Source organism: Saccharothrix syringae (assembly GCF_009498035.1).
Taxonomy (GTDB): domain Bacteria; phylum Actinomycetota; class Actinomycetes; order Mycobacteriales; family Pseudonocardiaceae; genus Actinosynnema; species Actinosynnema syringae.
Genome location: NZ_CP034550.1, coordinates 8,869,975 through 8,895,549, shown reverse-complemented (window position 1 = coordinate 8,895,549; position 25,575 = coordinate 8,869,975). Strand labels below are relative to the sequence as shown.

The 25,575-nt window shown below is 73.6% G+C and carries 27 protein-coding genes and 1 riboswitch; of the genes, 19 read left to right on the top strand and 8 right to left on the bottom strand.

Features of this window, described 5'->3' with window-relative positions; all coding sequences use genetic code 11:
• The first annotated feature begins 25 nt into the window (after positions 1-25).
• The 4 genes from EKG83_RS37010 to EKG83_RS36995 all read left to right on the top strand — a co-directional run bounded on the left by EKG83_RS37010 (position 26) and on the right by EKG83_RS36995 (position 2,879).
• Complete coding sequence (locus tag EKG83_RS37010) at positions 26-478, top strand: hypothetical protein (protein ID WP_051764513.1); 453 nt, start codon at positions 26-28, stop codon at positions 476-478.
• 152 nt (positions 479-630) lie between these two features.
• Positions 631-1,539 (top strand): DUF1996 domain-containing protein, encoded by a 909-nt coding sequence (locus EKG83_RS37005; protein ID WP_033427981.1) that lies wholly within the window; start codon positions 631-633, stop codon positions 1,537-1,539.
• Between the two features lie 90 nt (positions 1,540-1,629).
• On the top strand, positions 1,630-2,181 hold the full coding sequence (locus tag EKG83_RS37000) for a sigma-70 family RNA polymerase sigma factor (RefSeq protein WP_033427980.1): 552 nt from the start codon (positions 1,630-1,632) through the stop codon (positions 2,179-2,181).
• Entirely contained in the window at positions 2,178-2,879 is a 702-nt protein-coding gene (locus tag EKG83_RS36995) for an anti-sigma factor family protein (RefSeq protein WP_033427979.1), read from the top strand. The genes EKG83_RS37000 and EKG83_RS36995 overlap by 4 nt, the downstream gene beginning before the upstream one ends.
• 181 nt (positions 2,880-3,060) lie before the next feature.
• Here the strand turns inward: EKG83_RS36995 and EKG83_RS36990 are convergent, their stop codons facing one another.
• Complete coding sequence (locus EKG83_RS36990) at positions 3,061-4,017, bottom strand: zinc-binding dehydrogenase (protein WP_033427978.1); 957 nt, start codon at positions 4,015-4,017, stop codon at positions 3,061-3,063.
• Positions 4,018-4,123: 106 nt separating this feature from the next.
• On the opposite strand from EKG83_RS36990, the gene EKG83_RS36985 reads away from it, so the two are divergent.
• Together EKG83_RS36985 and EKG83_RS36980 are read left to right on the top strand one after the other, a co-directional pair.
• Positions 4,124-4,693, top strand: coding sequence for a class I SAM-dependent methyltransferase (locus tag EKG83_RS36985; protein WP_033427977.1), 570 nt, complete (start codon positions 4,124-4,126; stop codon positions 4,691-4,693).
• 785 nt (positions 4,694-5,478) lie between these two features.
• Complete coding sequence (locus tag EKG83_RS36980; RefSeq protein ID WP_033428085.1) at positions 5,479-6,207, top strand: DUF4383 domain-containing protein; 729 nt, start codon at positions 5,479-5,481, stop codon at positions 6,205-6,207.
• Positions 6,208-6,258: 51 nt separating this feature from the next.
• Here EKG83_RS36980 and EKG83_RS36975 read toward each other — a convergent pair whose 3' ends face one another.
• The gene (locus tag EKG83_RS36975) at positions 6,259-7,203 is read right to left on the bottom strand and encodes an aldo/keto reductase (RefSeq protein ID WP_033427976.1); all 945 of its coding nucleotides are present in this window, start codon (positions 7,201-7,203) and stop codon (positions 6,259-6,261) included.
• A 59-nt stretch (positions 7,204-7,262) separates the two neighbouring features.
• Between EKG83_RS36975 and EKG83_RS36970 the strand changes: the two genes are divergently transcribed.
• The 3 genes from EKG83_RS36970 to EKG83_RS36960 all read left to right on the top strand — a co-directional run bounded on the left by EKG83_RS36970 (position 7,263) and on the right by EKG83_RS36960 (position 9,350).
• Positions 7,263-7,925, top strand: coding sequence for a M50 family metallopeptidase (locus EKG83_RS36970; protein ID WP_051764511.1), 663 nt, complete (start codon positions 7,263-7,265; stop codon positions 7,923-7,925).
• A gap of 84 nt (positions 7,926-8,009) precedes the next feature.
• Positions 8,010-8,969, top strand: coding sequence for a TIGR03557 family F420-dependent LLM class oxidoreductase (locus EKG83_RS36965; RefSeq protein ID WP_033427974.1), 960 nt, complete (start codon positions 8,010-8,012; stop codon positions 8,967-8,969).
• Positions 8,970-9,056: 87 nt separating this feature from the next.
• Positions 9,057-9,350 (top strand): WhiB family transcriptional regulator, encoded by a 294-nt coding sequence (locus EKG83_RS36960; RefSeq protein WP_033428084.1) that lies wholly within the window; start codon positions 9,057-9,059, stop codon positions 9,348-9,350.
• Between the two features lie 328 nt (positions 9,351-9,678).
• Here EKG83_RS36960 and EKG83_RS36955 read toward each other — a convergent pair whose 3' ends face one another.
• Both EKG83_RS36955 and EKG83_RS36950 read right to left on the bottom strand, forming a co-directional pair.
• Positions 9,679-10,470 (bottom strand): SigB/SigF/SigG family RNA polymerase sigma factor, encoded by a 792-nt coding sequence (locus tag EKG83_RS36955; RefSeq protein ID WP_033427973.1) that lies wholly within the window; start codon positions 10,468-10,470, stop codon positions 9,679-9,681.
• Positions 10,467-10,898, bottom strand: coding sequence for an ATP-binding protein (locus EKG83_RS36950; protein WP_033428083.1), 432 nt, complete (start codon positions 10,896-10,898; stop codon positions 10,467-10,469). The genes EKG83_RS36955 and EKG83_RS36950 overlap by 4 nt, the downstream gene beginning before the upstream one ends.
• A gap of 125 nt (positions 10,899-11,023) precedes the next feature.
• On the opposite strand from EKG83_RS36950, the gene EKG83_RS36945 reads away from it, so the two are divergent.
• The gene (locus tag EKG83_RS36945; RefSeq protein WP_051764507.1) at positions 11,024-11,773 is read left to right on the top strand and encodes an ATP-binding protein; all 750 of its coding nucleotides are present in this window, start codon (positions 11,024-11,026) and stop codon (positions 11,771-11,773) included.
• A gap of 14 nt (positions 11,774-11,787) precedes the next feature.
• Here the strand turns inward: EKG83_RS36945 and EKG83_RS36940 are convergent, their stop codons facing one another.
• Complete coding sequence (locus EKG83_RS36940) at positions 11,788-12,207, bottom strand: STAS domain-containing protein (RefSeq protein ID WP_033427972.1); 420 nt, start codon at positions 12,205-12,207, stop codon at positions 11,788-11,790.
• A gap of 442 nt (positions 12,208-12,649) precedes the next feature.
• On the opposite strand from EKG83_RS36940, the gene EKG83_RS36935 reads away from it, so the two are divergent.
• From EKG83_RS36935 to gcvP, 8 genes are all read left to right on the top strand, one after another.
• Positions 12,650-12,889, top strand: a complete 240-nt coding sequence (locus EKG83_RS36935) for a hypothetical protein (RefSeq protein WP_033428081.1) — start codon at positions 12,650-12,652, stop codon at positions 12,887-12,889.
• 280 nt (positions 12,890-13,169) lie between these two features.
• A complete protein-coding gene (locus EKG83_RS36930) occupies positions 13,170-13,766 on the top strand; it encodes a CDP-alcohol phosphatidyltransferase family protein (protein ID WP_033427971.1) in 597 nt (198 codons plus the stop codon).
• A 39-nt stretch (positions 13,767-13,805) separates the two neighbouring features.
• Positions 13,806-14,207: a glycine cleavage system protein GcvH gene (gene gcvH / locus EKG83_RS36925; protein ID WP_033427970.1), complete on the top strand. Its 402-nt coding sequence runs from the start codon at positions 13,806-13,808 to the stop codon at positions 14,205-14,207.
• Positions 14,208-14,320: 113 nt separating this feature from the next.
• Complete coding sequence (garA, locus tag EKG83_RS36920; protein ID WP_033427969.1) at positions 14,321-14,782, top strand: glycogen accumulation regulator GarA; 462 nt, start codon at positions 14,321-14,323, stop codon at positions 14,780-14,782.
• A gap of 13 nt (positions 14,783-14,795) precedes the next feature.
• On the top strand, positions 14,796-15,434 hold the full coding sequence (gene ftsR / locus EKG83_RS36915) for a transcriptional regulator FtsR (RefSeq protein WP_033427968.1): 639 nt from the start codon (positions 14,796-14,798) through the stop codon (positions 15,432-15,434).
• Positions 15,435-15,578: 144 nt separating this feature from the next.
• Positions 15,579-16,052, top strand: coding sequence for a bifunctional nuclease family protein (locus tag EKG83_RS36910; RefSeq protein WP_033427967.1), 474 nt, complete (start codon positions 15,579-15,581; stop codon positions 16,050-16,052).
• A gap of 1,168 nt (positions 16,053-17,220) precedes the next feature.
• On the top strand, positions 17,221-17,796 hold the full coding sequence (locus tag EKG83_RS36905; RefSeq protein WP_033427966.1) for a MerR family transcriptional regulator: 576 nt from the start codon (positions 17,221-17,223) through the stop codon (positions 17,794-17,796).
• A 198-nt stretch (positions 17,797-17,994) separates the two neighbouring features.
• Positions 17,995-18,085: riboswitch (glycine riboswitch) on the top strand.
• A gap of 149 nt (positions 18,086-18,234) precedes the next feature.
• Positions 18,235-21,123 (top strand): aminomethyl-transferring glycine dehydrogenase, encoded by a 2,889-nt coding sequence (gene gcvP / locus EKG83_RS36900; RefSeq protein ID WP_033427965.1) that lies wholly within the window; start codon positions 18,235-18,237, stop codon positions 21,121-21,123.
• Positions 21,124-21,174: 51 nt separating this feature from the next.
• Here gcvP and EKG83_RS36895 read toward each other — a convergent pair whose 3' ends face one another.
• Complete coding sequence (locus EKG83_RS36895) at positions 21,175-21,576, bottom strand: DUF3224 domain-containing protein (protein WP_051764505.1); 402 nt, start codon at positions 21,574-21,576, stop codon at positions 21,175-21,177.
• Positions 21,577-21,630: 54 nt separating this feature from the next.
• Between EKG83_RS36895 and EKG83_RS36890 the strand changes: the two genes are divergently transcribed.
• Positions 21,631-22,590 carry a helix-turn-helix transcriptional regulator gene (locus tag EKG83_RS36890; RefSeq protein ID WP_033427964.1) on the top strand — a complete coding sequence of 320 codons (960 nt, stop codon included), beginning with the start codon at positions 21,631-21,633 and terminating at the stop codon, positions 22,588-22,590.
• A 178-nt stretch (positions 22,591-22,768) separates the two neighbouring features.
• Here the strand turns inward: EKG83_RS36890 and EKG83_RS36885 are convergent, their stop codons facing one another.
• Complete coding sequence (locus tag EKG83_RS36885; protein ID WP_033427963.1) at positions 22,769-24,547, bottom strand: substrate-binding domain-containing protein; 1,779 nt, start codon at positions 24,545-24,547, stop codon at positions 22,769-22,771.
• A 92-nt stretch (positions 24,548-24,639) separates the two neighbouring features.
• Complete coding sequence (locus EKG83_RS36880) at positions 24,640-25,524, bottom strand: hypothetical protein (protein ID WP_051764503.1); 885 nt, start codon at positions 25,522-25,524, stop codon at positions 24,640-24,642.
• Positions 25,525-25,575 lie beyond the last annotated feature (51 nt).

Below are 25,575 nucleotides of genomic sequence, written 5' to 3'. Positions count from 1 at the left end.
CCGAGCCCCGGCTGAACGAGACGAGATGCACGATCCGATCCTCGAACGCGCGCTGAGCCAGGTCCGCACCGAGCGGACCAGGGATCACCGGCGCCGCGGCGGCGTGGTCGCGGTGGTGGGCACGACGCTCGCCGCCGCGGTCCTGGCCGGGGGCGTCCACCTCGGCAGGCAGAGCGTGCCCGCGACCAGGGTCCTGGTCGCCTCCTCGGCGGACGGGATCCACATGACCACCACCGTCACCCCGGCCGACGGCTGGGTCCGCCTGCGCGCCGTGGTCGACGGCATCCCGCCCGGTTCCCGCTGCCAGCTCGTGGTGACCGACACCCGGGGCCGCCGCTACGTGGCCGGCGGCTGGGTCGCCCCGGGCCGCGAGGACACCACCCTGACCGGCGCCGCCGTGGTGCCCCCGACCGACCTCGCCACCATCAGCGTCGTCACCACCGACAACCGCACCCTGATCACCGCCACCGCCCCCTGACCCCCGCGTGTCCTCCACCCGGGCACCGCGAAAATTCCACCCGGACAAGGAAAACCTCCCTCGCGGGCCCCCGTGCCCGCCCCGCCCCGGGCCCGCCGTCTCACCCGGTCGCCGTCGACCCCTACACCGCCCCGGCCGCATAAGCTGTGCCCGTGAGGTGGCTGCCCGCACTCCTGGTCCTCCTGCTCGCCGCAGGCTGCTCGGACAGCCGCACGGTGGCGATCGACGAGGTCCCGGCCGCCGCCGAGGACGTGCCGGTCACCCAGGACGCCTCCACCGGCTCCTACACCCTCGACTGCGGCCGCAACGAGGAGCGCCACCTCAACGCCGACAACATGGTCATCAACCCCGGTCGGCCCTTCGGCGCCCACCACACCCACGAGTACGTCGGCAACCTCACCACCGACGCCTACTCCACCGACCAGTCCCTCGCCGCCGCCGGCACCACCTGCGCCGCCGGCGACCTGTCCGCCTACTACTGGCCGGTCCTGCGCGTGACCGACCGCACCGGCCACGACGCGCACGCCCAGGGCGGGGGAGTGCACGGCAACACCGGCGAGGTCCTGGTCCCCGCCGAGGTCACGATCACCTTCACCGGCAGCCCGGTCAGCAAGGTCGTCCCGCTGCCCCGCTTCCTGCGCACGATCACCGGCGACCCCGCCGCCCTCACCACCGGCGGCGGCCGGGCGAAGTGGAGCTGCACCGGGTTCGAGGACCGGCAGACCGACCTGTACCCGGTGTGCGCGGCGGGCAGCCTGGTGGTGCGCACCTTCGACTTCCCGAGCTGCTGGGACGGCCGCAACACCGACAGCCCGAGCCACCGCGCGCACCTGGAGCACCCGGCCGCGAACGGGGTGTGCCGGCTGGGTACCTTCCCGGTGCCGCGGCTGCGGCTGCGGGTCGCCTACGACGTGCCGAGCGGGCACCCGTTCGCCATCGACAGCTTCCCCGAGCAGTTGCGCGACCCGCGCACCGACCACGCCATGTTCGTCGACGTCATGCCCGACGCCCTGATGAACGAGGTCGTGACCTGCCTGAACGCCGGCCGCACCTGCCCGTAGCCGCACCGCGCGAACTTTTTCCGCCGCCCGCTGAACCGCATCCCGCCGACATCCGTGTCCGTGGCGGGAGTTGACGAGAGGAGTGGGTGGATGGCGGCTCTGTGGTCCCGGAAACGGGAGGCCGCGGCCGACGAGGCACTGATCCGGTCGCTCTACGAGGAGCACGGTCGGGCGCTGCTCGCCTACGCGACGCGGCTGACGGGCGACCGGGCGGCGGCCGAGGACGTCGTCCAGGAAACCCTCGTGCGCGCTTGGCGGCACCCGGACGCCCTGGTCAACGGCAAGGGCTCGGTCCGCGGCTGGCTGCTCACGGTGACGCGCAACATCGTCACGGATCGGATCAGGGCCAAGGCGGCCCGACCGCAGGAGGTGGCGGAGACGCCCGCGACCCCGCCGGTGGAGCGCGACCACGCCGACGCCGTGGTGGACTCCATGGTCGTGCTGGAAGCCCTGGACCGGTTGTCGTCCGACCACCGCGACGTGCTCATGGAGATCTACTTCCGCGGCCGGAGCGTGACCGAGGCGGCGGAAGCGCTCGGGGTACCCCCGGGAACGGTGAAATCGAGATCGCATTACGCGTTGCGTGCCCTCAGGGAGACGTTCGCCGGACAGCAGGTCGCGCTGAAGGGGGTGGCCGGATGACCGCGAACCACGATCCGCAGCTGCTCGGTGCCTACGTCCTGGGCGCGCTCGACGAGCAGGAGGTGCGCGCCGTGGACGACCACTTGGCGGGCTGCCCGACGTGCAGCGCCGAGCTGGCCGAGTTGCGGGCGATGGAGGAGGCGATGGGCGAGGTGCCGCCCGAGGCGCTGCTCGACGGGCCGCCGGACGGCGGTGACCTGCTGCTCCAGCGCACGCTGCGGCAGGTGCGGGCGGAGCGGGGTGGACAGCTGCGCCGTCGGCAGGTCGGGCTCGGCCTGGTCGCCGCGGCGGTGGCCGCCGTCGTGCTCGGCGGCGGTTTCGCGGTGGGCCGCACCACCGCGCCGGAGGACTTCGCGCAGGTCACGCCGACCACGGCACCCGCGCCGCCCGCGGGCACGAAGCTGGGCACGGCCACCGACCCGGTGACCGGTGCCCGGATGACCGTGCAGGTCAGGCCGGCCGCGGGCTGGGTGCGGGTGAACGCCTCGGTGGCGGGCATCGCCGCGAACGAGAAGTGCCGGCTCCTGGTCGTGGCCAAGGACGGGAGCAGGCAGGAGGCCGGCAGCTGGCTGGTCTCGCCCGCGGGGGAGAAGGACGGGACGAACCTCGACGGTTCCGCGCTGATCGCGCCGGAGGAGGTGGCGGCGATCGAGGTGCAGAACTTCGACGGCGAGCGGATCGTCACCGTGCCCCTGTAAGGGGGTCGGTCCGGTCGCCGCGCCCGTCCGGCGGACGGGTGGCCCCCGCGCACGTGCGGGGGCCACCCGGGCCGGTCGCGTCGTGGTCCCCGCACGCGCGGGGCCGCGATGCCTTGGTGCTCGACTCGCCGTCACGTGCGTGGGCGCCTCGTGGCTCGCCCCGCCTTCGCGCGCGGTCACCTCACGGGTTGAGCACGACCTTGCCGGTGGTCGCGCGCGTCTCCAGCGCGGTGTGCGCGCGTGCCGCGTCGCGCAGCGGGAACGTCGTGGTCAGCGGGGTGAGCCGGTGCTCGGCGAGCAGCGCGAGCGACCGCTCCTCCAACTCGCGCAGGCTCGTCCCCTTCAGCAGCCGCGGCCCGAGCGCGACCGACGCGGTCAGCCCGCGCCGGTACAGGTCCGGGGTCTCGATGCGGGTCGGCGCGCCGGCGGACCACCCGAACAGCACGATCCGGCCGCCCACGCCCAGCAGCTCCAGCGCGGCCCGCCCGGCGTCGCCGCCGACGCCGTCGAGCACGAGGCTCACCTCGCCGACCTCCTCGCCCCACCCCGGCCGGGTGTAGTCCACCACCTGGTCCGCGCCCAGTCCCCGGACCAGGTCGAGCTTGGCCGTGCTCGCCGCGCCGACCACGCGCGCCCCGGCCGCCTTGACCGCCTGCACGAACAGCGAGCCCAGGCCGCCCGCCGCGGCCGTCACCAGGACCACGTCGTCCTTCGCCGGCTCCGCGATGCGCAGCACGCCCACCGCGGTCCGGCCGGTGCCGATCATGGCCACGGCCGCGTCGTCGGACACGTGGTCGGGCAGCTCGTGCAGCGAGCCGACGCCCACCACCGCCAGTTCGGCGTAACCGCCGCCGGCCTGCCCGAGGTGGGCGACGACGCGCTTGCCGAGCCAGTGCCCGTCGACGCCCGGGCCGAGCGCGGTCACCACCCCGGCGACCTCGCGGCCGGGCGTCGCGGGCAGTCGCGGCAGCGGCACCGGTCCGCCCGCCTCGCCGCGGCGGATCGACGTGTCCAGCAGGTGCACCCCCGCCGCGGACACGCTGACCCGCACCTGGTCGGGCCCCGGTTCCGGGTCGGGCACCTCCTCGTGGCGCAGGTTCTCGGCCGGGCCGAACTCGTGCTGTCGGATGGCGTGCACGCGGGCATCCCCCTCGTCGTCGGATGCGGCCACGCTAGGAGTTCGAGTTAACTGGAGATCAAGTCCGGCGGGCCAACCCGGTGGGGCGCCCGCGCGTCGACAGGGCGTGAAGCACTTCGACCACAACGCCCACCACCACCCGTTCCTGCTGGCCCGGGTGCCCGAGGGGGCGCGCACGGCGCTGGACGTCGGGTGCGGTCACGGCGCGTTCGCGCGCGAGCTGGCCGCCATGGGCCTCGCGGTGACCGCGGTGGACCGGGAGGTGGAGGCGGCGGTGCCCGGTTTCCGGCGCGCCGACGTGCTGACCGACGACCTCGGCGGCCCGTACGACTTCGTGTCGTGCATCGCCGTGCTCCACCACCTGCCGCTGGAGGAGGGGCTGACCCGGCTGCGGTCGCTGGTCGCGCCGGGCGGCGTGCTGGCGGTGCTCGGCCTGGCGCGCGAGGAGGGCGCGCTGGACCGGGCGCTGAGCCTGGTGTCGGTGCCGCTGAACCTCGCCCACCGGCTGGTCCGGGACGACCCGCCGCAGACCGCGCCCGTGCGGGGGTGGTCGCTGTCGCTGCGGGAGATCAGGGAGGTGGCGGACCGGGTGGTGCCGGGCGCGCGGTTCCGGCGGCACCTGTACTGGCGCTACTCGATGGTGTGGGCGGCGCCGGGTGCCGGCGGCCGCAATTAGCGCATTCGGAAACCCCTTTGACGGCGGCCGTTGCCTGGGCGATAGTTCACGGCAACACCGAAGGCAACACCGTACCGGTGTCGCAACCTGTCTGGGGGATTTAGTGAACAGCACGCAGTCGGACTGGAACGGGTCGGCGACGCGTCGTTCCGCGCGCTGAAAAACCACATTCCGCCACTGGGGCGCGGGGCGGCCCGGCGGGGATCGCGGCTGATATTCGGCGATCCGATCGCTCCCATTCGTCGCGGTGATCAGAATTCAATTCCGCACCGCGTGCGCCCGGCCTCGACGGGGTGGGTCGGGTAGGCGTGGACCCCGGTGGGTGACGGGGGTGCCGGCTTCGGTCGGCGGCCCCGGTCGGTGAGAGCCGGGGACGGGGGCGGGCCCGCGGGCCCGCCCTTTCGCGCTGCCTCGTTCCGCCGCCTTGCCGCACTCGGTTCCACCCCGAGCCCCACTGCCGGCCCCACCACTCGGCCCTGCCACCCGGCTCCACTACCCGGCCACATCACCCGGCCCCACCGCCCGGCCCGCCGCTCGGCCCTGCCGCCGCTCGGCCCGCCGCTCAGCCCTGCGGCCCCCGGCCTGCCGCCGGTCCTGCCGCCACCCGGCCCGCCGCCCCAGCCCTGCCGCCACTCGGCCCGCCGCTCGGCCCCGCCACCCGGCCCCGCCGCGCCCCGCCCCGCCTGCCCGCCCACCACGCCTCGTTTGCCCGCTCCGACCCACGGGTAGTCGGTGGACGTCCGGAGCCCGGAAGGCGGGCTCGTGGTCCTCGTTTGGAGGGCGTGATGACCCACTCGACCGTCGGCCGCGTCAAGGTCGCGGGTCTCCAGCCCGCCCAGGTGCTGGCGGGCCTGCTCGGCCTGGTCTTCCTCGTGTTCGGTGTCGCGGGCTTCCTGCGCACCGGCTTCGGCGACTTCGCGGGCGACCAGCACGCCATGGTGCTCGGGTTCGCGGTGAACCCGCTGCACAACGTGATCCACCTGGCGTTCGGCGTGCTCGGCCTGCTGATGGCGACCAGCTCTGGCCTGTCCCGCCTCTACGGCTGGATCGTGTTCCTGTCCTACGGCGCGGTGCTGCTGTGGGGCCTGGCACTGGCGGGCGTGTTCGCGAACAACCCGGTCCAGGGCCTGGGCAACCCCCTGGCGCTGAACACCAACGACAACTGGCTGCACCTCGGCCTGGCCGCCGCCGGCCTGCTGATCGCGGTGCTCCCGGCGCGGCGCAAGGTCGTCGTGCCCGACGAGGCGACGCTCGACGAGCGGCACTTCGAGCGGGACGAGAGCATCCGCGACCCGCGCGCGGTCCGGGACGAGCCGGAGACCCGGCCGATGCCGACCCAGCGGGTCGACACCCACCGCACGGGTTCGCACCCCGGCGGCGAGCGGATCGGGGACGAGCGGATCGAGTCGATGGACCCGACCGTCACCCACCGCCCGGTCGACCCGGCCATGCGGCCGACGCAGCCGATCGACCCGGCGATCGCGGAGCAGCACAAGGCCCGTCACACGCGCTGACGCCGTTCCACCACGCGGGGCCCGGTCCACTGTGGACCGGGCCCCGCTTCGTCACACCGCCTCGTCCATGCGCCGCAGCTGGTCGTCGTCCAGCTCCAGGTCCAGCGCGGCCAGCACCTCCTCCAACTGGGCCAGGCTGCTCACCCCCACCAGCGGCAGGACGCCCCGGCGCAGCACCCAGGCGAGCACGACCTGGTTGACCGTCGCGCCCAGCTCCACCCCGACCTCGCCCAGCACCCGCAGCCGCCGCGCCGTGCCGGGGTGGTTGTACTCGTCGCCCAGCGGCTTGTCGCGGTACCGCCCGGACAGCAGCGTCGAGTACGCCACCAGCGCCACGTCGCCCTCCGCCGCCGCGTAGTCGAACAGCTCCGGGGTCATGTGCACGTGACCGGACTCGGGCAGCCGCACCCCCGGCCGCGGCTGGAGGTAGCTGTACCGCTGCTGCACCGCCGCGTAGAGCGGCCAGCCGTTGGCCCGGGCCACCGCCCGCGCCCGCTCCAGCCGCCACGTGGCGTGGTTGCTCGCGCCGACCTCCCGCACCGCCCCCCGCCCGACCAGGTCGGCGAACGCGCCCAGAGTGTCCTCCAGCGGCACGGACCGGTCCTCGACGTGGCTGTAGTACAGGTCGACCCGGTCGGTGCCCAGCCGCTTCAGGCTCGCCTCGGCCGCGGCCCGCACCACCGGCCCGGACAGGCCCTCGGCGTTCTCCAGGCCGGTGCCCGGCGTGCGCGGCCGGGCACCCACCTTGGTGGCCAGCACCACGTCGTCGCGGTTGCCGCGGGCGGCCAGCCACCGGCCGACGGTGAGCTCGCTCTCGTCCCCCGTGCCGCCGTCCCAGAACACGTAGTTGTTCGCCGTGTCCAGGAACGTGCCGCCCGCCTCGACGAAGCGGTCCATGATCGCGAACGAGGTCTGCTCGTCCACCCACTTGCCGAACGGGAGCGTGCCCAGGCAGAGCGCGCTGACCTCCAGGGAACCGATGCGGTGTTGCCTCATGGTGATCAAGCTTCGGTGCTGGAGCGCGCTCCAGGTCAAGCCTGGCATGCTGGACGGCGATGTCGACTCTCGCGAAGTGGGCGCCCGCGGTCGCCGCGCTGGTGCTCGTGGCCAGCCCGGGGCTGTGGCGCTACAGCAGGCACGTGATCACCATCGCCCACGAGGCCGGGCACGCGCTGGTCGCCCTGCTCACCGGCCGCCGGCTGGAGGGCATCAAGCTCAACCCCGACACCTCGGGCGTGACCGTCTCGCGCGGCCGGCCCACCGGTGTCGCCGTGGTGCTCATGTACTTCGCCGGCTACGTCACCCCGTCGCTGCTGGGCCTGGGCGCGGCGGCGCTGGTGACCGCCGGGCAGGTCCGGCCGCTGCTGTGGGCGACCGCGGTGCTGCTGGCCGGGATGCTGGTGATGATCCGCAACGCCTTCGGCGTGCTGTCGGTCCTGCTGACCGGCGCGGTGCTGTTCGTCGTGTCCTGGTACGCCACCGCCGAGTGGCAGGCGGCGTTCGCGCTGTTCGTGACGTGGTTCCTGCTGCTGGGCGGCGTGCGCCCGGTGGGTGAGCTGCAGCGCAGCCGGGCGCGCGGGCGGGCGCCGCGGTCCGACGCCGACCAGCTCGCGCGGATCACTCGCGTGCCCGGCCTGGTGTGGGTGCTGCTGTTCGCCGCCGTCGTGGTCGGCGCCCTGTTCCTGGGCGGCCGGGCGCTGCTGCCGGTCACCGCCTGAAACGCGCTCCACCGCACGTCATCCGGGTGGTGGTGGTTGGCGGGCCCGGCGGTTTAGGGCCGTGCGCGGGGGTAACCGGGGCCCATGGTCAGCATCGGTTACTTCCTGTCGTGCGAGGAGTTCGGGCCGCGTGAACTCGTCCGGCAGGCCCGCTGGGCGGAGGAGGCGGGCTTCGAGCGGTTGTGGATCTCCGACCACTACCACCCGTGGAACGCCGAGCAGGGGCAGAGCCCGTTCGTGTGGTCGGTGATCGGGGCGCTGTCGGAGGTCACGTCACTGCCCATCACCACCGCGGTCACCTGCCCCACGGTGCGCATCCACCCGGCGGTGGTGGCCCAGGCCGCCGCCACGGCCGCGGTCCAGTGCCGCGGCGGGTTCACCCTCGGCGTGGGATCCGGCGAAGCCCTCAACGAGCACATCCTCGGTGACGCCTGGCCGTCCGCACCCGAACGGCAGGAGATGCTGGAGGAGGCGGTCGAGGTGATGCGGGCCCTGTGGAGCGGCAAGCAGGTCACCCACCGCGGCGAGCACTACCGGGTGGAGAACGCCCGCCTCTACACGCTGCCGCCCGAGCCCGTGCCGGTGTACGTCTCGGCGTTCGGGCCGAAGGCGGCGGAGCTGGCCGGCCGCATCGGCGACGGGTTCTGCTCGACCATGCCGGACAAGTCGCTGGTCGACGGGTTCCGCTCGGCGGGCGGCGGGTCCAAGCCGGCGCAGGCCGGGTTCAAGGTCTGCCACGCCGCCTCGGCCGAGGCGGGTGCGAAGACCGCCCACCGGCTGTGGGCCAACGAGCAGCTGCCCGGCGAGCTGGCCCAGGTGCTGCCCACGCCCGAGCACTTCGAGCAGGCGTCGACGCTGGTCACCGAGGAGATGGTGGGGTCGTCGCTGCCCGTGGGGCCCGAGGTCGGGCCGTACGTGGAGATGGTCGGCGAGTACGCCGACGCCGGTTTCGACGAGGTCTACGTCCAGCAGATCGGGCCGGAGCAGGAGTCGTTCTTCCGGTTCTGGTCGGAGTCCGTGGCTCCCGCGATCGGATCGAAGTAATCCGATCGAGCACACCACGTTTGCCCGCCCGCCAACAGCGGGTACGCCGTGATCAAGCACCTGCAACATCGCAAGGGGGTCCACCCGATGACCAGCACCGCGCGCCTGCCCAAGCCCGTGACCGATGTCTGGGACTGGCAGAAGGACGGGCTGTGCCGGGGCCGTGACAGCGCGGTCTTCTTCCACCCGGACAACGAGCGGGGCGCCGCGCGCGCCGCCCGCGAGGAACGGGCGAAGCAGCTGTGCGCCCGCTGCCCGGTCCTGATGAGGTGCCGCGACCACGCCCTGAGCGTCCAGGAGCCGTACGGCGTCTGGGGCGGCATGGGCGAGGACGAGCGCCGTCGCCTCATCGCCGCGTCGCGTCGCCGCACCGCCGCCTGAGCCTCCGCACCGCCGACTCCCACCCAAGCCCGCTCCCGTCGCGGCGGCCCCCCTGCCGCCGCCGCCCGGCCGGATCGACGGCCGGACCGGCGAACCGCGCACCGGCCCGCTCACCCGGGCCAGGGCTGCCGACACCCCCCCGACGACGCGGCCGACCGGCCGCCCGTCGGACCCCCGAAGAACGCGTGCCGGTCAGCGCAGCCCGGACCACGCCCCCGACGCGTCCCGTCAGCTCCACGAACCCCCTCGGACGACGCGTCAGGGCCCTGGACGACGAGAAGGGCCGCCCGGTGCGACACCGGGCGGCCCTTCTCCGTTCGTTCCGCGCCTACTCGGTCAGTCCTTCCCGCAGCTGCCGCAGCGTCTTGGCCAGCAGCCGGGAGACGTGCATCTGAGAGATGCCCACCTTCTGGGCGATCTGCGTCTGCGTCATGTTGCCGAAGAACCGCATCACCACGATCTTGCGCTCCCGCTCCGGCAGCTTCTCCAGCAGCGGGTGCAGCGCCTCCCGCTGCTCGATCGCCTCCAGCTCCGGGTCCTCCTCGCCGAGCGTGCTGCCCAGCGAGATGGAGCTGTCGTCGGCCACCAGCAGGTCGTCCAGCGACGCGCTGTGGTAGGCGTTGCCCGCGGCCAGGCCCTCGTGGACCTCCTCGCGGCTCAGGCCCAGGTGCTGGGCCAGCTCGCTCGGCGTCGGCGCCCGCCCCAGCTCCTGCGACAGCCGCGCCGAGCCCGCGTTGATGGCCAGGTGCAGCTCCTTGAGCCGGCGCGGCATGCGCACCGACCAGCTGGAGTCGCGGAAGTACTTCCGGACCTCGCCCATGATCGTCGGCACCGCGAAGGACAGGAAGTCGCTGCCCCGCTCCGGGTCGAACCGGTCGACCGCGTTGATCAGGCCGACCGTCGCCACCTGCACCAGGTCGTCGTACGGCTCACCGCGGTGGCCGAACCGCCGCGCGATGTGCTTGGCCACCGGCAGGTGCTCGGTCACCAGCTCGTCGCGCAGCCGCTCCCGCGCCGGGTCGTCGGCGGGAAGCGAGGCGAGCTGGACGAACAGCGGTGCGAGGTGGTCGTAGTCCCCCTGCGTGCCGGATCGCGCCGTGCCCCCGTCGGACCCCGTCACGCATCCACCGTCCCCAGTGACCGCTTGACCAGGTCGATGTGCACCTCGAACGCCTCGGCCCGGGGCGCGACCCAGGTCGTGACCGAGTCGACCAGCGCGCTGAGCACCCGCCAGCCGAAGCTGTCCCGGTCCGGCGGCGCCGAGCGCTGCGAGCTGACCTCCGTGAAGACCTGCACCGAGCCTTCCACCACCACGAACCGGGCGCTCAGCACCGCGCCCGGGGTCGCCAGCGAGATGAGGGTCGAGCACGCCTCGTCGACGGCCAGCTTCAGGTCCTCGATCGAGTCCAGGTCGAAGTCCTGGCGCATGGCGATGTCCGCGGCCACCGCCCGGACGATCGACAACTGCGTGGGGTCGGCCGCCATGCGCAGCTCGACCCCGGTCAGGGCGCTTTCCGACTCACCGCTCTGCGGCTCAGTGTGCGACACGCTCACCTCGACGTCCGTTCTGTCTCGTTGTGCTGCTGACGCTATCGGTACCCGAACCGATCGTCGCTCACACGTGTAGCGGACACGCGGGCAGGGAAGACTGACAGGTGCAACGGGGAGGCGACTTGACCGATCAACTCGCGGACCACCACTGGGGTGTCGAGTTCCCGGCGCACGCCGCGGAGCTCGCGGCGGTCCGCGCCCGGCTGGACACCTGGTTGGCCCGCGCCGGGCTCACCGAGGACGACCGCTACGACATGCTCATCGCGGTCAACGAGGCCGCGAGCAACGCCGTGGAGCACGCCTACGGCCCTGGTGAGGGCGGTGTGGTGCACATCGCCGCGGACGCCAGGCCCGACGGCAGCGTGCGCGTGGTGGTCAGCGACCACGGCACCTGGCGCGTGCCGCCGCCCTCGCTGTCCACCCGCGGCCGCGGCCTGCTGCTGATGCGGGAGAACGTCGACGAGGTGCTCGTCGACCGCCGGCCGTCCGGCACCACCGTCACCCTCGTGCTCGGCCCCCGGCACACCACCCGCGGCACCTACAACACCTCGCCGCACGAGCCGGTGCTGGTCACCGAGTGCTCCGGCTGGGTGGAGGTGGTCGTGCTGGGCGACGTGCCCGCGCACGCCGCGCCCGCCGTCCGCCGCCGCATCCTCACCGCCGCCCGCGGCGGCGCCGTGCCCATCGTGGTCGACCTGCGCGCGCTCGGCGAGCGCAGCGACGGCCTGATCAGGAGCCTGCGCCCGGTCGCCGAGGCCGCCGCCGCGGCGGGCAACCGGGTCATCGTGCGCGCCCCCGTGAACGGCTACGCCCGCCGCGCTCTCGTCGCGGCGGGCGTGGACCAGGTCGTCGACCTGGTGCCGCACGGGTAGGACCCCTTCCCGGGTTAACGCGGCCCGTCGGCGCCCAGCGCCAGGTCGACCGACTCGAACACGCTGAACACCTCGCCCAGGCCGGTCGCGGCCAGCGGGCGGGTCACGGCGCGCTCGACGGCCACCACGCGGAACGCGGTGCCGCGGCGCTTGCCGTGCTGCGACGCCTCCACGAGCACGGCGAGGCCCGCCGAGCCCAGGAAGCTCACCCCGGACAGGTCGAGCACCAGGGTGTCGCCCCCGTCGAGGTGGCGCAGGACCTCGGCCCGCAACTGCGGTGCGGTCAACATGTCGATCTCGCCGCTCGCGGCGACCACGGTGACACCTTCGCCCACCTTGCGGACGGTGAGCCCGATCTGCCCGGCCCGCGGGCTGCTGGCCGCGGCGGACTCGGGTCCGCTCGTCGCCACGACGTCCGGATCCTGAACCGTCACGAGGGTCTCCTCTTCAGCTGGAACCGCTGGTGGATCGGCCGGTGGACTGGCGGAAGCGCGCGCAGCGCAACGTCGCAGCGTGGCGGACACGTCCGCTGACCAGGCCGTTCCCGGTGCGGCTGTTGGCTCAACCGCTGCGCCACCACCGTACGGAGCCCGTGGGGGTACCACAAGCGCACCGGCGGCAGCATGATCAGTACCAGTGTAGAGCGCATCTCGGTGTGCGGCGGATGACGGACGGTGAACGGTTCGATCCCGGTGGTCCCCGCTTCAGCCGCGCTGCACGCCGGGCGGAAGCGCCGTGCAGCTTGTCGACCGGACCGACCCGGTTGTCGCAAGCCCCGGCCGGTCGCGGGGTGAGCCCGGTCACGGTCGCGCAGAATCCGTGGTGGGGATAACGCCGCGAGGTCCGCGGGCGACACCCGTGGTGGAGGGGATTGACATGAACACCAGTGCGGAAGTCGAGTCCGAGCCGGCGAAGCGCAGGGTGGCGCGCGCCGGTTCCAGTGGCGCGGGAACGCTGCCCACCACTCCGTGCAGCGTGGTCTGGAGCAAGGGCCACGCCTACGTGCTCGAAGGTTTCCGGGGCCGCTGGGTCGGCGTCGACGACCGGGGTCGTCCGCAGGCGCTCAGCGGTGACGAGTTGCAGCGACGCGGCTGGAGCCGCACCAGGGCCAGCTGAGGGGTACTCGGGGGGTGCGGGGCGCCGGGGGGCGCTCCGAGGGCTCGTGGGGGCGCTCCACGGGGTGCCCCGAGGGGGTGGGGCCCGTGGGGGCGCCCCACGGCCCGGGCACGTGCTCGCTCCGCGGGCGCCGGGGGCGTTCCCGGGGCCCGGCCGGACCGAGGGCGCGCCGGTGTGCGCGTTTTCGCCGGTTCGTGTGATTCCACCGGAGGCGGCCGCGGGCGCGCCCCGGGCACTCGGCGCGAGCCCGCGGGGCACCCCGCCACTAGAGTCCCCGCCTGTGCCGCACGACGACGCCGAGCCCACCGACCGGCTGCTGACGATCCCGAACGCGCTCAGCGTCCTCCGGCTGCTCGGCGTGCCCCTGTTCCTGTACCTCCTGCTCGGCCCGCACGCCGACGGCTGGGCGGTGGTCCTGCTGGCCGCCGCGGGCCTGTCGGACTGGCTGGACGGCAAGATCGCCCGCTGGCTCGACCAGACCAGCAAGCTGGGCACCCTGCTCGACCCCGCCGCCGACCGCCTCTACATCCTGGCCACGCTGGTCGCGTTCGTGGTGCGCGACATCGTCCCGTGGTGGCTGGTCGCGGTGCTGGTCGGCCGCGAGCTGGTGGTCGGCGCCTGCCTGCCCGTGCTCCGGGTCCGCGGCTACGGCCCGTTCGAGGTCAACTACCTGGGCAAGGCGGCCACGTTCAACCTGCTCTACGCGTTCCCCGTGCTGCTGCTGGCGCAGGGCGGCTCCACGGCCGCCCAGGTCGCCCGCCCGGTCGCCTACGCGTTCATGGCGTGGGGCGGGGCCTTGTACCTGTGGTCGGGTGCCCTGTACGTCTACCAGCTCACCCTCGCGCTGCGCCGGCGGCCGGGGGTCGCGCCGGTCTGAGCGCGTCGTGGGAAGATCCGGCACCGAAGATCCACCGTCATGAAGGAGCGCACCGCGGTGATTCCCGAGGAGCTCAAGTACACCGAGGAACATGAGTGGGTGCTGCGCACGGGCGACGACACCGTGCGCGTGGGCATCACCGACTACGCCCAGGAGCAGCTCGGCGAGGTCGTGTTCGTCCAGCTCCCGGAGCTCGGCGAGCAGGTCGGCGCCGGTCAGACGCTGGGCGAGGTGGAGTCCACCAAGAGCGTGTCCGACCTCTACGCGCCGCTCGCCGGTGAGGTCGTCACCCGCAACGACTCCCTGGACCAGCAGCCCGACCTGGTCAACAGCGACCCGTACGGCGAGGGCTGGATGGTGGAGCTCCGGCTGGACGACCCGACCGCGGTCGACGACCTGCTGGACGCCGCCGCGTACCAGGAGCTGGTGGCACAGGGGTGACGTCGATCTTCCGGCGGCTCTTCGGTCGGTGGGGGAGCCGCTCCTCAGACAAGGGTTCGGGCACGGTAGGTTCTAACGAACTCGACGGTTCCAGCAGCAGGAGGAGAGCTCAGGTGAGCACGAACGACGGGCCAGGCGTCCCGCCCGAGCAGTCCCCGGAGCGGACCTCCGTTTTCCGGGCCGACTTCCTCGCCGAGGTCGAGGGCGCCGAGGCGCCCGCCCAGGAGCCGGCGGTCGCCGGCGTCGACGCGCTGCCCGCCGGGTCGGCCCTGCTCGTGGTCAAGCGCGGCCCCAACGCGGGGTCGAGGTTCCTGCTGGACCGCGACACGACCAGCGCCGGCAGGCACCCCGACAGCGACATCTTCCTCGACGACGTGACGGTGTCCCGCCGGCACGCCGAGTTCCGCCGCGAGGGCGGCGAGTTCGTGGTGATCGACGTGGGCAGCCTCAACGGCACCTACGTCAACCGCGAGCCCGTCGACCAGGCGGTCCTCGCCAACGGCGACGAGGTCCAGATCGGCAAGTTCCGCCTGGTGTTCCTGACCGGTCCGGGCGCCGGGGGCCAGGGGGCCTGACGGTGGGGCTCCGGTGACGGCGGCCGGGCGGCCACGCGGGGGGTTGAGCATCGGGGCGGTGCTGACGCAGCTCCGACCCGACTTCCCCGACGTCACCATCTCCAAGATCCGGTTCCTGGAGTCGGAGGGGTTGGTCCGCCCGGCGCGCACGGCCTCGGGGTACCGGCAGTTCACCCCGGCGGACGTCGAGCGCCTGCGGTACGTGCTGGCCGCCCAGCGCGACCGCTACCTGCCGCTGAAGGTCATCAAGGAACAGCTCGACGCGGCCGACCGGGGCGTGCGCGCGGTCGACCTCACCCCCGGCCACCGGATCACCCGCGAGGAACTCCTGGCGCGGGCGGGCATCGACGCGGCCGAGCTGGCCGACCTGGAGCAGCACGGCCTGGTCCAGGCCGTCGCGGGCGGGTTCTACGACCACGAGGCGGTGCAGATCGCCACGACGGTGCGGGCCATGTCCGAGCACGGCCTCCAGGCCCGGCACCTGCGCCCGTTCCGGGCCGCGGCCGACCGGGAGGTCGCCCTGGTCGAGCAGGCCGCGGCGCAGAGGGCGGACGTGACCCGCGAGCTGCTGGCACTTTCCGTAACGCTGCACACACTCCTGGTAAAGGTGAGTTTGCGCGATGCCGCAGGTGGCCGCGTTCCGCCGCGCTGAACACGTGTCCGCATCGTGATGAGGAAGCGGTGGGCGGTTGCGCACAGGGCCCGCTTGGCGGGTAGCGTCGAATGGGTACGTGGGGGATCCTCGTTGGGAAGCGGGGACGCCAGGATTTCAGCGCGCTGAGGGAGGCGAGACCCGATGAGCGAGATGCGCGTCGTGGGTGTGCGGGTGGAACTGCCCGCCAACCAGCCGATCCTGCTGCTGCGCGAAACCGAGGGCGAGCGGTACCTGCCGATTTGGATCGGATCCGTCGAGGCCACCGCCATCGCGCTGGAGCAGCAGGGCGTCCGGCCCGCCCGACCGCTGACGCACGACCTGCTCAAGGACGTCATCGGTGCCCTCGGGCGGCAGCTGGAGCAGGTGCGGATCACGGACCTGCAGGAGGGGACGTACTTCGCCGAGCTCGTGTTCGACGGTGACGTGCGGGTGTCCGCGCGGCCCAGCGACTCCGTGGCGCTGGCGCTGCGGATCGGGGTGCCGATCCACGCGGAGGAGTCCGTGCTGGCCGAGGCCGGGTTGATCATCCCGGACGAGCAGGAGGACGAGGTGGAGAAGTTCCGCGAGTTCCTGGACTCCGTCTCGCCGGAGGACTTCCGGGGCGCCGACACGTAGGCCGCTGGGGCTGGGGCTTCGGGGCTGGGAGGGGCGAGTTCGGAACGCTCCGGCTCGACCGGGAGGGTGCCGGTTCGGCTTGGACCGCCCCGGTCTGGCCCGGAACGCGCTGGTCAGGCTGGTCGGGTTTGGGGCCCGCTGATCCGCTTCGGGCAACCCCGGTTCGGCTTGGAGCCCGGTCGTCCGGCTTGAAGCACGCTGGCCGAGGCCGTGCGGCGGGTTCTCGGGCGAGGGCCCACCACGCTCTCGCCGCCGGCCTGGCCGAACGTGCCGGCCACCTGCCCGTCCGGCACCGAGACCAACCGGTCGACGACACCGGACACCGGCGTGACACTGCCCGGATCATGCGACCCAGACACTCACATGATCACTCCGGAGCGCCGTGCCCACCCACATTCAGGTCCTGAACGGCACGCACGACTTTGCCGGAACCCCGCCCGCCCAGGGGACCCCTGTTTTTGATTCTGCCGGCGGGGGATGACATTTCGGGACCTCGCGGGTGGCGCCTGTGGACAACTGCAAATGAGTTGGTCTCGCCTGGTGGCCGGGGCGGGCCCGGCGGCTGCGCCGACCTGCCGTCGACAGCCGAAGCGGTCGGCACCGCGACACCGCGACACCTCGACACCTCGACACCTCGACACCTCGACACCCCGTGCCGACGCCGCGCCTCCGCACTGCCCCCCGGCTGCCCGCGCCGACACCCCGACCGCCCGGGAGCCCCGCCCGAGAAGACCCGATCGTGACCGGATGACCCCACCGGGAGCGCACCCCCGCCCCCACCGCCAAACCTCGCGCGGCCGACCTCCACCCGCCGCGGGCGGGTAACACCTACGAGAGGCGCGACCGGTGGTCCCAGCCCCTCGTAGGCGTGTGCGGTGCGTTGTGGATCAACCCCGCGTGCCACCCCCTCGGTGTCACACGTCCGGATTACACAACGTCAGCACTGGTCGGCTAAACGATCACTAAACGTCACCCGAATGGCGTACGTCGGTCGACTCTCTCAACCTCTACCTCACGTTGAGGTCAGACACGCCCAGCGCGTCGCGTTGACCTGCCCCCTAGGCGGTCTTACCGTCGAGCTCAGGTGAATTGCCACGGTGTGATTCGGGCACCGCGGCGGCTTCACGTTGGTCGCCGGTCGTCGTGGCCGGACCGAGGGGAGGCAGGCGTGGTCGAGGAAGCGCCCATCATCCGGGCCGGGTCCGGCTCCGGCGAACAGGGCGAGCTGTTCCCGGACTCCTCGCTGCCGGACGAACTCGTCGGGTACCGCGGCCCGGCCGCGTGCCAGATCGCGGGCATCACCTACCGCCAGCTGGACTACTGGGCGCGCACCGGCCTGGTCAGCCCGACCATAAGGAGTGCGCACGGCTCCGGCAGCCAGCGGCTGTACTCGTTCAAGGACATCCTGGTCCTCAAGGTCGTCAAGCGGCTGCTGGACACCGGCGTCTCGCTCCAGAACATCCGGGTGGCGGTCGACCACCTGCGCCGCCGCGGCGTGCAGGACCTGGCCCGCATCACGCTGTTCAGCGACGGCACCACCGTCTACGAGTGCACCTCGCCCGAGGAGGTCGTCGACCTGCTCCAGGGCGGCCAGGGGGTGTTCGGCATCGCGGTCAGCGGCGCCATGCGGGAGATCAGCGGCACCATCCACGAGTTCCCCGCCGAGCGCGCGGACGGCGCCGAGATCGTGCCCAACCCGGACGACGAGCTGTCCCGCCGCCGGCGCACCCGCGCCATCGGCTGAGGGCCGGGGGCCAGGCGAAGGGGGCACCCGGGGGGAAGCGCTCCGGGCACGGGGCGTCGAGGGCGCGCTACAGCCCGGTACCCCTCTGGTGCCCGCCGCGAAACCCGTTCAAACGCCGACCGCCCCGAACAATGAGATCCACGTCGCGCAGGGGGGACCGGCGGTGGTCCTACCAGGTACGATTCGCGGGTAGTCGCTTTATCCCGCGCGGGAGAGTCCGAGCCAGTCTCGGCGCCGAAGGAGCAAATCCTCCCCGGAACCTCTCAGGCGCAAGGACCGCGCGGGTGAGACGCCTCTGGAAAGCGGGTCGGTTTCCGACCCCGCCGACGGTGCAAACCCGGTGTCAGCCGGGTGAAGCTCTCAGGCGCCCGACCTCGGGCAGGAGACAGAGGGGGAGGGCAACGGCAGAAGTGTGCCCGTAGCCCAGGAGGCGCCTTTATGACGCAGGACCGCATCCCCCTCGCCGCTCTTGAGCACGGCACCCCCTTCGCCGACCGGCACGTGGGCCCGCGGCCCGCGGAGCTGGCGCGCATCCTCGACGTGATCGGCGTCGGCTCCCTGGAGGAGCTGGCCCAGCACGCCGTGCCCGACTCGATCCGCGAGCGCGACCTGGTGCTGGACCTGCCCGCGCCGGCCACCGAGACCGAGGCACTGGCCGAGCTGCGCGCCCTGGCGGCCCGCAACCGCCCGATGACCCAGATGATCGGCCTCGGCTACTACGGCACCACCACGCCGCCGGTGATCCGCCGCAACGTGCTGGAGAACCCGGCCTGGTACACCGCCTACACGCCCTACCAGCCGGAGATCTCCCAGGGCAGGCTCGAAGCCCTGCTGAACTTCCAGACCGTGGTCGGCGACCTGACCGGCCTGCCCGTGGCCAACGCCTCCATGCTGGACGAGTCCACGGCCGCCGCCGAGGCGATGACGCTCGTGCGCCGCGCCGGCCGGGCCAAGTCGAACAAGTTCGTGGTCGACGCCGACACGCTGCCGCAGACGCTCGCGGTCATCGAGACCCGCGCCGAGCCGCTGGGCATCGAGGTCGTCACCGCCGACCTGTCGCAGGGCCTGGAGGGCCTCGGCCTGGGCGGCGACTTCTTCGGCGTGCTGCTGTCCTACCCCGGCGCGTCCGGCGTGGTCCGCGACCACGCGGGCCTGATCGAGGAGATCCACCGGGCCGGCGCGCAGGCCGTCGTCGCCGCCGACCTGCTGGCGCTGGCGCTGCTGCGCCCGCCGGGCGAGATCGGCGCGGACGTCGTGGTCGGCACCACCCAGCGCTTCGGCGTGCCGATGGGCTTCGGCGGGCCCCACGCCGGTTACATGGCCGTCCGCCAGGGCCTGGAGCGCCAGCTCCCCGGCCGCCTGGTCGGCGTGTCCGTGGACGCCGACGGCAACCCCGCCTACCGGCTGGCGCTCCAGACGCGCGAGCAGCACATCCGCCGCGAGAAGGCGACCAGCAACATCTGCACCGCGCAGGTCCTGCTGGCCGTGATCGCCTCGATGTACGCCGTCTACCACGGTCCCGAGGGCCTGCGGGCCATCGCGACGCGCGCCCACCGCATGGCCACCGTGCTGGCCGCCGGCCTGTGCGAGGCCGGGGTCGAGGTGGTGCACGGCGAGTTCTTCGACACCGTGCGCGCCCGCGTCGAGGGCCGGGCCGCCGAGGTCGTGGCCGCGGCGCGCGAGCTGGGCGTGAACCTGTGGCGGGTGGACGACGACGTCGTCTCCATCTCCTGCGACGAGACCACCACGCGCGAGCACCTGCGGCTGGTGTGGCAGGCGTTCGGCGTCACCGTGGCCGACGTGGACGGCCTGGACGCCGACACCGCCGACGGCATCCCCGCCGACCTGCGCCGCACCTCCGACTACCTGACCCACCCGGTGTTCCACACCCACCGCTCGGAGACCGCGCTGCTGCGCTACCTGCGGTCGCTGTCGGACAAGGACGTGGCGCTGGACCGCAGCATGATCCCGCTGGGCTCGTGCACGATGAAGCTCAACGCCACGGCCGAGATGGAGCCGGTCACCTGGCCGGAGTTCGCCGAGCTGCACCCGTTCGCGCCGGTCGAGGACGCCGCCGGCTACCTGGAGCTGATCGCCGACCTGGAGCGGTGGCTGGCCGAGGTCACCGGCTACGACGCGGTGTCGCTGCAGCCCAACGCGGGCAGCCAGGGCGAGTTCGCGGGCCTGCTGGCCATCCGCGCCTACCACCGCGCCAACGGCAACGCCGACCGCGACGTGTGCCTGATCCCGTCCAGCGCGCACGGCACCAACGCCGCGTCCGCCGTGATGGCCGGCATGCGCGTCGTGGTGGTCAAGTGCGACGACAAGGGCAACGTCGACCTCGCCCACCTGCGCGAGACGGTCCAGGCCCACCGCGACGACCTGGCCGCGATCATGATCACCTACCCGTCGACGCACGGCGTGTACGAGGACACCGTGCGCGAGGTGTGCGGGCTGGTGCACGACGCGGGCGGCCAGGTGTACGTCGACGGCGCGAACCTCAACGCCCTGATCGGCCTGGCGCAGTACGGCAAGTTCGGCTCGGACGTGTCCCACCTGAACCTGCACAAGACGTTCTGCATCCCGCACGGCGGCGGCGGCCCGGGCGTCGGCCCGATCGGCGTGCGCGCGCACCTGGCGCCGTTCCTGCCCAACCACCCGCTCCAGCCGGCCGCCGGCCCCGCCACCGGGGTGGGCCCGATCAGCGCCGCGCCGTGGGGCTCGGCGTCGATCCTGCCGATCTCGTGGGCCTACGTGCGGATGATGGGCGGCGACGGGCTGCGCCGGGCGACGCTGACCGCGGTGGCCGCGGCGAACTACGTGGCGCGGCGGCTGGACGAGCACTTCCCGGTGCTCTACACCGGCGAGGGCGGCTTCGTGGCCCACGAGTGCATCCTCGACCTGCGGCCGATCACCAAGGCGACCGGCGTGACCGTGGACGACGTGGCCAAGCGGTTGGCCGACTACGGGCTGCACGCGCCGACCATGTCGTTCCCGGTGGCGGGCACGCTGATGGTGGAGCCGACCGAGAGCGAGGACCTGGCCGAGATCGACCGGTTCGTCGAGGCCATGATCGCGATCCGGCACGAGATCGACCGGGTCGGCTCGGGCGAGTGGCCGAGGGACGACAACCCGCTGCGCAACGCGCCCCACACGGCCGCCTGCGTGACGGGGGAGTGGGAGCACCCGTACAGCCGCGAGGTGGCGGTGTTCCCGGCGGGCGCGACCGCGGTGAAGGCGTGGCCGCCGGTGCGGCGCATCGACGGCGCGAAGGGCGACCGCAACCTGGTCTGCTCCTGCCCGCCCGTCTCGGCCTACGGCGGCTGAGCCCGGCTGTCGGATCGGTGGGGGAGCGGCCGGACCCGCTCCCCCACCGGCTCAGAACGCGTGGTCGAGCTCGAACCGCCCCGGTTCGCCGTGCCGCCAGGTGATCCGGCCGGTCCCGCGCAGCCCGCTCAACCCCCCGCCCGCCGAGACCACGGTGACCTCGGCGCGGGCCACCCCGTCGCGGTAGTCGCCGACGTGCCGGAGGACCAGCGTGCCCTCGCGGCCGGCCAGCACGCCGGTGACCACCTCGTGCCCGACCGAGTCGCAGGACTCGTCGTCCGGGTAGGCCATCAGGAACCGCAGCTCGCCCGTGCCCTCCAGGTCCCCGGTGTAGGTCGTGGTCATGGTGCCGGTCGTCTGCTTCGGGCCGGTGACCTCTTCGTGCGGTCGGCCGTCCCAGGTGTGCTCGGTCCAGCTCTTCATCTCGACCGCGGCGGTCGCGTGCGTCGTCATGCGGTTCAGGCTGCCCCCTGTGGCTGACAGTTCCTGTCAGGTAGAACTGGGGCGGTGCGCGCCAGCCGGTTGTTGTCGTTGTTGCTGCTGTTGCAGTCGCGCGGGCGGATGACGGCCCGGCAGCTCGCCGACGAGCTGGAGGTGTCGGTCCGCACCGTCTACCGGGACGTGGAGGCGCTGGGTGCCTCCGGCGTGCCGGTGTACGCCGACCGCGGCCCGGCGGGCGGCTACCGGCTGGTGGACGGCTACCGGACGCGGCTGACCGGGCTGAGCGCGGAGGAGGCCGACTCGCTGTTCCTGGCCGGCCTGCCCGGCCCGGCCGCCGAGCTGGGGCTGGGCGCGGTGGTGGCGGCGACCCAGCTGAAGGTGCTGGCCGCGCTGCCGCCGGAGCTGCGGTCGCGGGCCGGGCGGGTGCGCGAGCGGTTCCACCTGGACGCGCCCGGCTGGTTCCGGGGCGCCGAGGACGTGCCGCACCTGGCGGTGGTCGCGGACGCGGTGTGGCGGCAGCGGCGGGTGCGGGTGCGGTACCGGCGGTGGAGCGACGTCGAGGTGTCGCGGACCGCCGAGCCGCTGGGCCTGGTGCTCAAGGCGGGCCTCTGGTACCTGGTGGCGCGCACCGACGACCTGCGCACGTACCGCGTCTCGCGCGTGCTGGAGGCGACCGTGCTGGACGAGGGGTTCGAGCGGCCGCCCGACTTCGACCTGGCCGACTTCTGGGCGGGCTGGTCGGCGCGTTTCGAGCGGCACATGTACCCGATGCGCGTGACCGTGCGGCTGACCCCCGAGGGCCTGGGCCGCGCCCGCGTCCTGCTGGGCCTGGTCGCCTCCCGCGCCCTGGAGGGCGTCACCCCCGAAGGCGCCTGGACCACCGTCGAGATCCCCGTCGAGTCGCCCGACCACGCCCTGGTCGACCTGGCGCGCCTGGGCCCGGACGTCGAGGTCGTGGCCCCCGCCGACCTGCGCGCCCGCGTGATCGACACCCTCCGCGCCACCCTCGCCGTCTACACCCCCTGACCCCGCGCGTGTCCTCCACTCCGACACCGCGTGCCCTCCACTCGGACACCCGCGAACGTAGAACTCGGGGGTCGCGAACGTTCGACACGACGGTCGCGGAGGTTCGACTCGCGCGTGTCGAACGTCCGGGGCGCGCGTGTCGAACGTTCGGGGCCGGTGAGTTCCGCGTTCGGAGGGGTCAGGCGGACAGGAGTTGGGCCAGGGCGGGGTCGATGCCGCGGCCGTCCTCGACGAACGACAGGGTGCCGCCCGTGGCGCGGGTCAGCTCGGCCAGCGGTTCGCGCTCGGGGTCCGGGCCGATGGCGATGACGCTGATCGGGACGTCCTTGCCCGGCTGCCTGACCTCCGCCAGCCGCGACGTCAGCTCGCCGAACGTCAGCCCGCCGTCGTTCGCGCCGTCGGTCAGCACCACGATCCGGTTGCGCTTGCCGTCCTGGTAGTTGGCCAGCGCGTGCTCGTAGAGCGCCAGCACGCTGGTGTAGAGCTGCGTGGCGCTCCGCGGCTCCAGCCGGGCCACGCCGTCGAGCAGCGCCTGCCGCTGACCGGCCACCGGCCCGGTCGGCACGAGCTGCCGGTACGGCTTGTCGCCGTCGAGCTGCCGGGAGAACTCCCACAGCCCCAGCGAACCCGACACCGACCGCTCGACCTGCCCGGCCAGCGCCCGCCGGACCCACTCCACCCGGCTGCGCCCGTCGCCGCCGGGTTCCTCCATCGACTTGGACGTGTCCACCAGCACGGTCACCACCTGGCCGTCGCCCGCGGCCGCCCACGCGGCCGAGATCTGCTGGGTGGTGTTGGCGTCGGCGGGCGCCAGCTCGTCGGTGATCGCCGCCCACCGCACGCCCGGCGACGGCTTGGGCCGCTCGGTGGTGGAGCCCACCCGCAGCCCGGCGCGGGCCAGGATGGCCTGCTGCGGGTCCTCCTTGAGGAACTGCCGGAACGCCTGCGCGGCCCGCACCTGCGCCTCGCCGACCCAGTCACCGGCCAGCGGCACGAACGGGAAGTCCGCGACCGGCGTCGGCCCGCCCGCCGCCACCCCGTACAGGGGGTTCAGCGGCGCCGCGCCGCCGTCCTTGCCGGTGTTGTGCCGGTACAGGTCGACCTCGAACACGGGCACCGCGCTGAACCCGGCCTCGCCCACGCCGGTGGTGTCCGCCAGCAGGTTCAGCGCCTCCCACGTGCCCGCGGGCGCCTGCGCCGGCTTGCCCGCGGTCAGCTTGCCCAGCGTGGTCTTCACCGGGTCCAGCGCCAGCATCGCGGTGGTCACCGGGCCCTTGCCCTCCGGGCTCGCCCCGGCCAGCGCGGACTGCACGGCCATCGCGGTGGCGGCGTTGGTCGCCGGGTCCGGCATGGCCACCCGGAACGGCCCCCACTCGGGCTTGCCGAACCGGCCCCAGCCGTCGGCCGCGCCGGTCAGGTCCGGCAGGTCGGTCCAGCGGAACCCGTCACCGGCCTGGAGCGCCTGCGCCGCGTCCTGGTGCAGGGCGAGCAGCACGGGGCTGGAGGCGATGGACTCGGGTGCCGCGCCCAGCAGGCTCGCGTCCTGCGCGCCGAGCCGGTTCGCCCACAGCGTCGAGTCGGTGACCCACGCGTGCGGGCGGGCGCCCAGCTTCTCCTCGTCCCAGCCCTGGGTGAGGCCGGCCAGCACGACCTCGGAGTCGATCGACTGCACCTCGACGCGGATGCAGTGGTCGTAGACGACGGGCCGCTGCCTGCTCCACTCCTCGGCGACCTGCTTGACCGCCTCGGCCACGCTGGGCGCCGCGGACACCCGCAGGGCGGCCTCGCCCTCGTCGCACGCGCCGGCCTCGGCCGCGGCGCGGCGCTCGGCGACGCCGCCGATCCAGGTCCAGCCGAGCCACCCGAGGACCACCAGGGCCACCAGGCCGACGATGGCGACCGGCCACTTGGCGATACCGCGCCGCACCTTCGTCCGCAGCGCGCGGTGTCGAGACATCGTCTTCCCTCTCAGCGTCGACCACGAGCGCGAATCCCGACCGCGGCCACGCTAACAGGTGGCGCTTGGGGATCCGGTGAAGTGACGGGTGGTCACCCGCCGGCCACGGGTTCGCGCGACAGCACCTCGGTCAGCCCGATCAGCCCGGCCCTCAGCGGTGCGGCGGCCTCGGCGAACGCGGCCTGCTCCCGCGCGTACTCGGCCCGGCCCTCGGCCGTCTCGACCCGCACCGGCCGGTAGCCCAGCGCGGACAGGTCGTACGGGCTGGCCCGCATGTCCAGCTCGCGGATTCGCACGGCCAGCTCGAAGCAGTCCGCGACCAGCTCGGACGGGGTCGCCGGGTCCAGCTTGTAGGACCACTTGAACAGGTCCATGTTGGCGTGCAGGCAGCCCGGCTGCTCCAGCTCCACCTGGGTCTCGCGGGTCGGCTGGAGGGTGTTGCGCGGCCGCGCCTCGGGCGTGAAGAACCGGAACGCGTCGAAGTGCCCGCACTGCACCCGCTGCGACTCGACCACCGCGTCCGTGCCGGAGCTGCCCAGCCGCAGCGGCCACGCGTTGTGCCGCACCTCGTCGGGTCGCTGCCGGTAGACCATCGCCCACTCGTGCAGGCCGAAGCAGCCCAGCCGGGGCGCGCGGGACGCGGTGGCGGTGAGCAGCCGCCGGGCGAACCCGATCGTGCTCGCCCGCTCCCGCGCGAACGCCGCCACGTCCAGGGTCACCCCGTCACCGGTCTCCCGGTAGAGCGGCCACCGCAGGTAGGCACGTGCCGCGTCGCCTTCGAGCACCACGCCGGGGCCCGGGTGCCAGCGCTCCAGCCGCGAGGGGCGGTGGGAGTAGTAGGAGAACAGGAAGTCGAGCACCGGGTGCTTGCGGCCGGCGGCGCGGCGCTCGTGGTGCGGGCCGGTCCACCGCCGCACGCGGGCCGCGTGCGCGTCGCGGCGCGCGGTCCACTCGGCCTCGGACAGGACTTCCCCCACGTCACCAGGGTACTGGCCGGGGTTCACCCCACGCTAAAAGGTCGCCGGCGG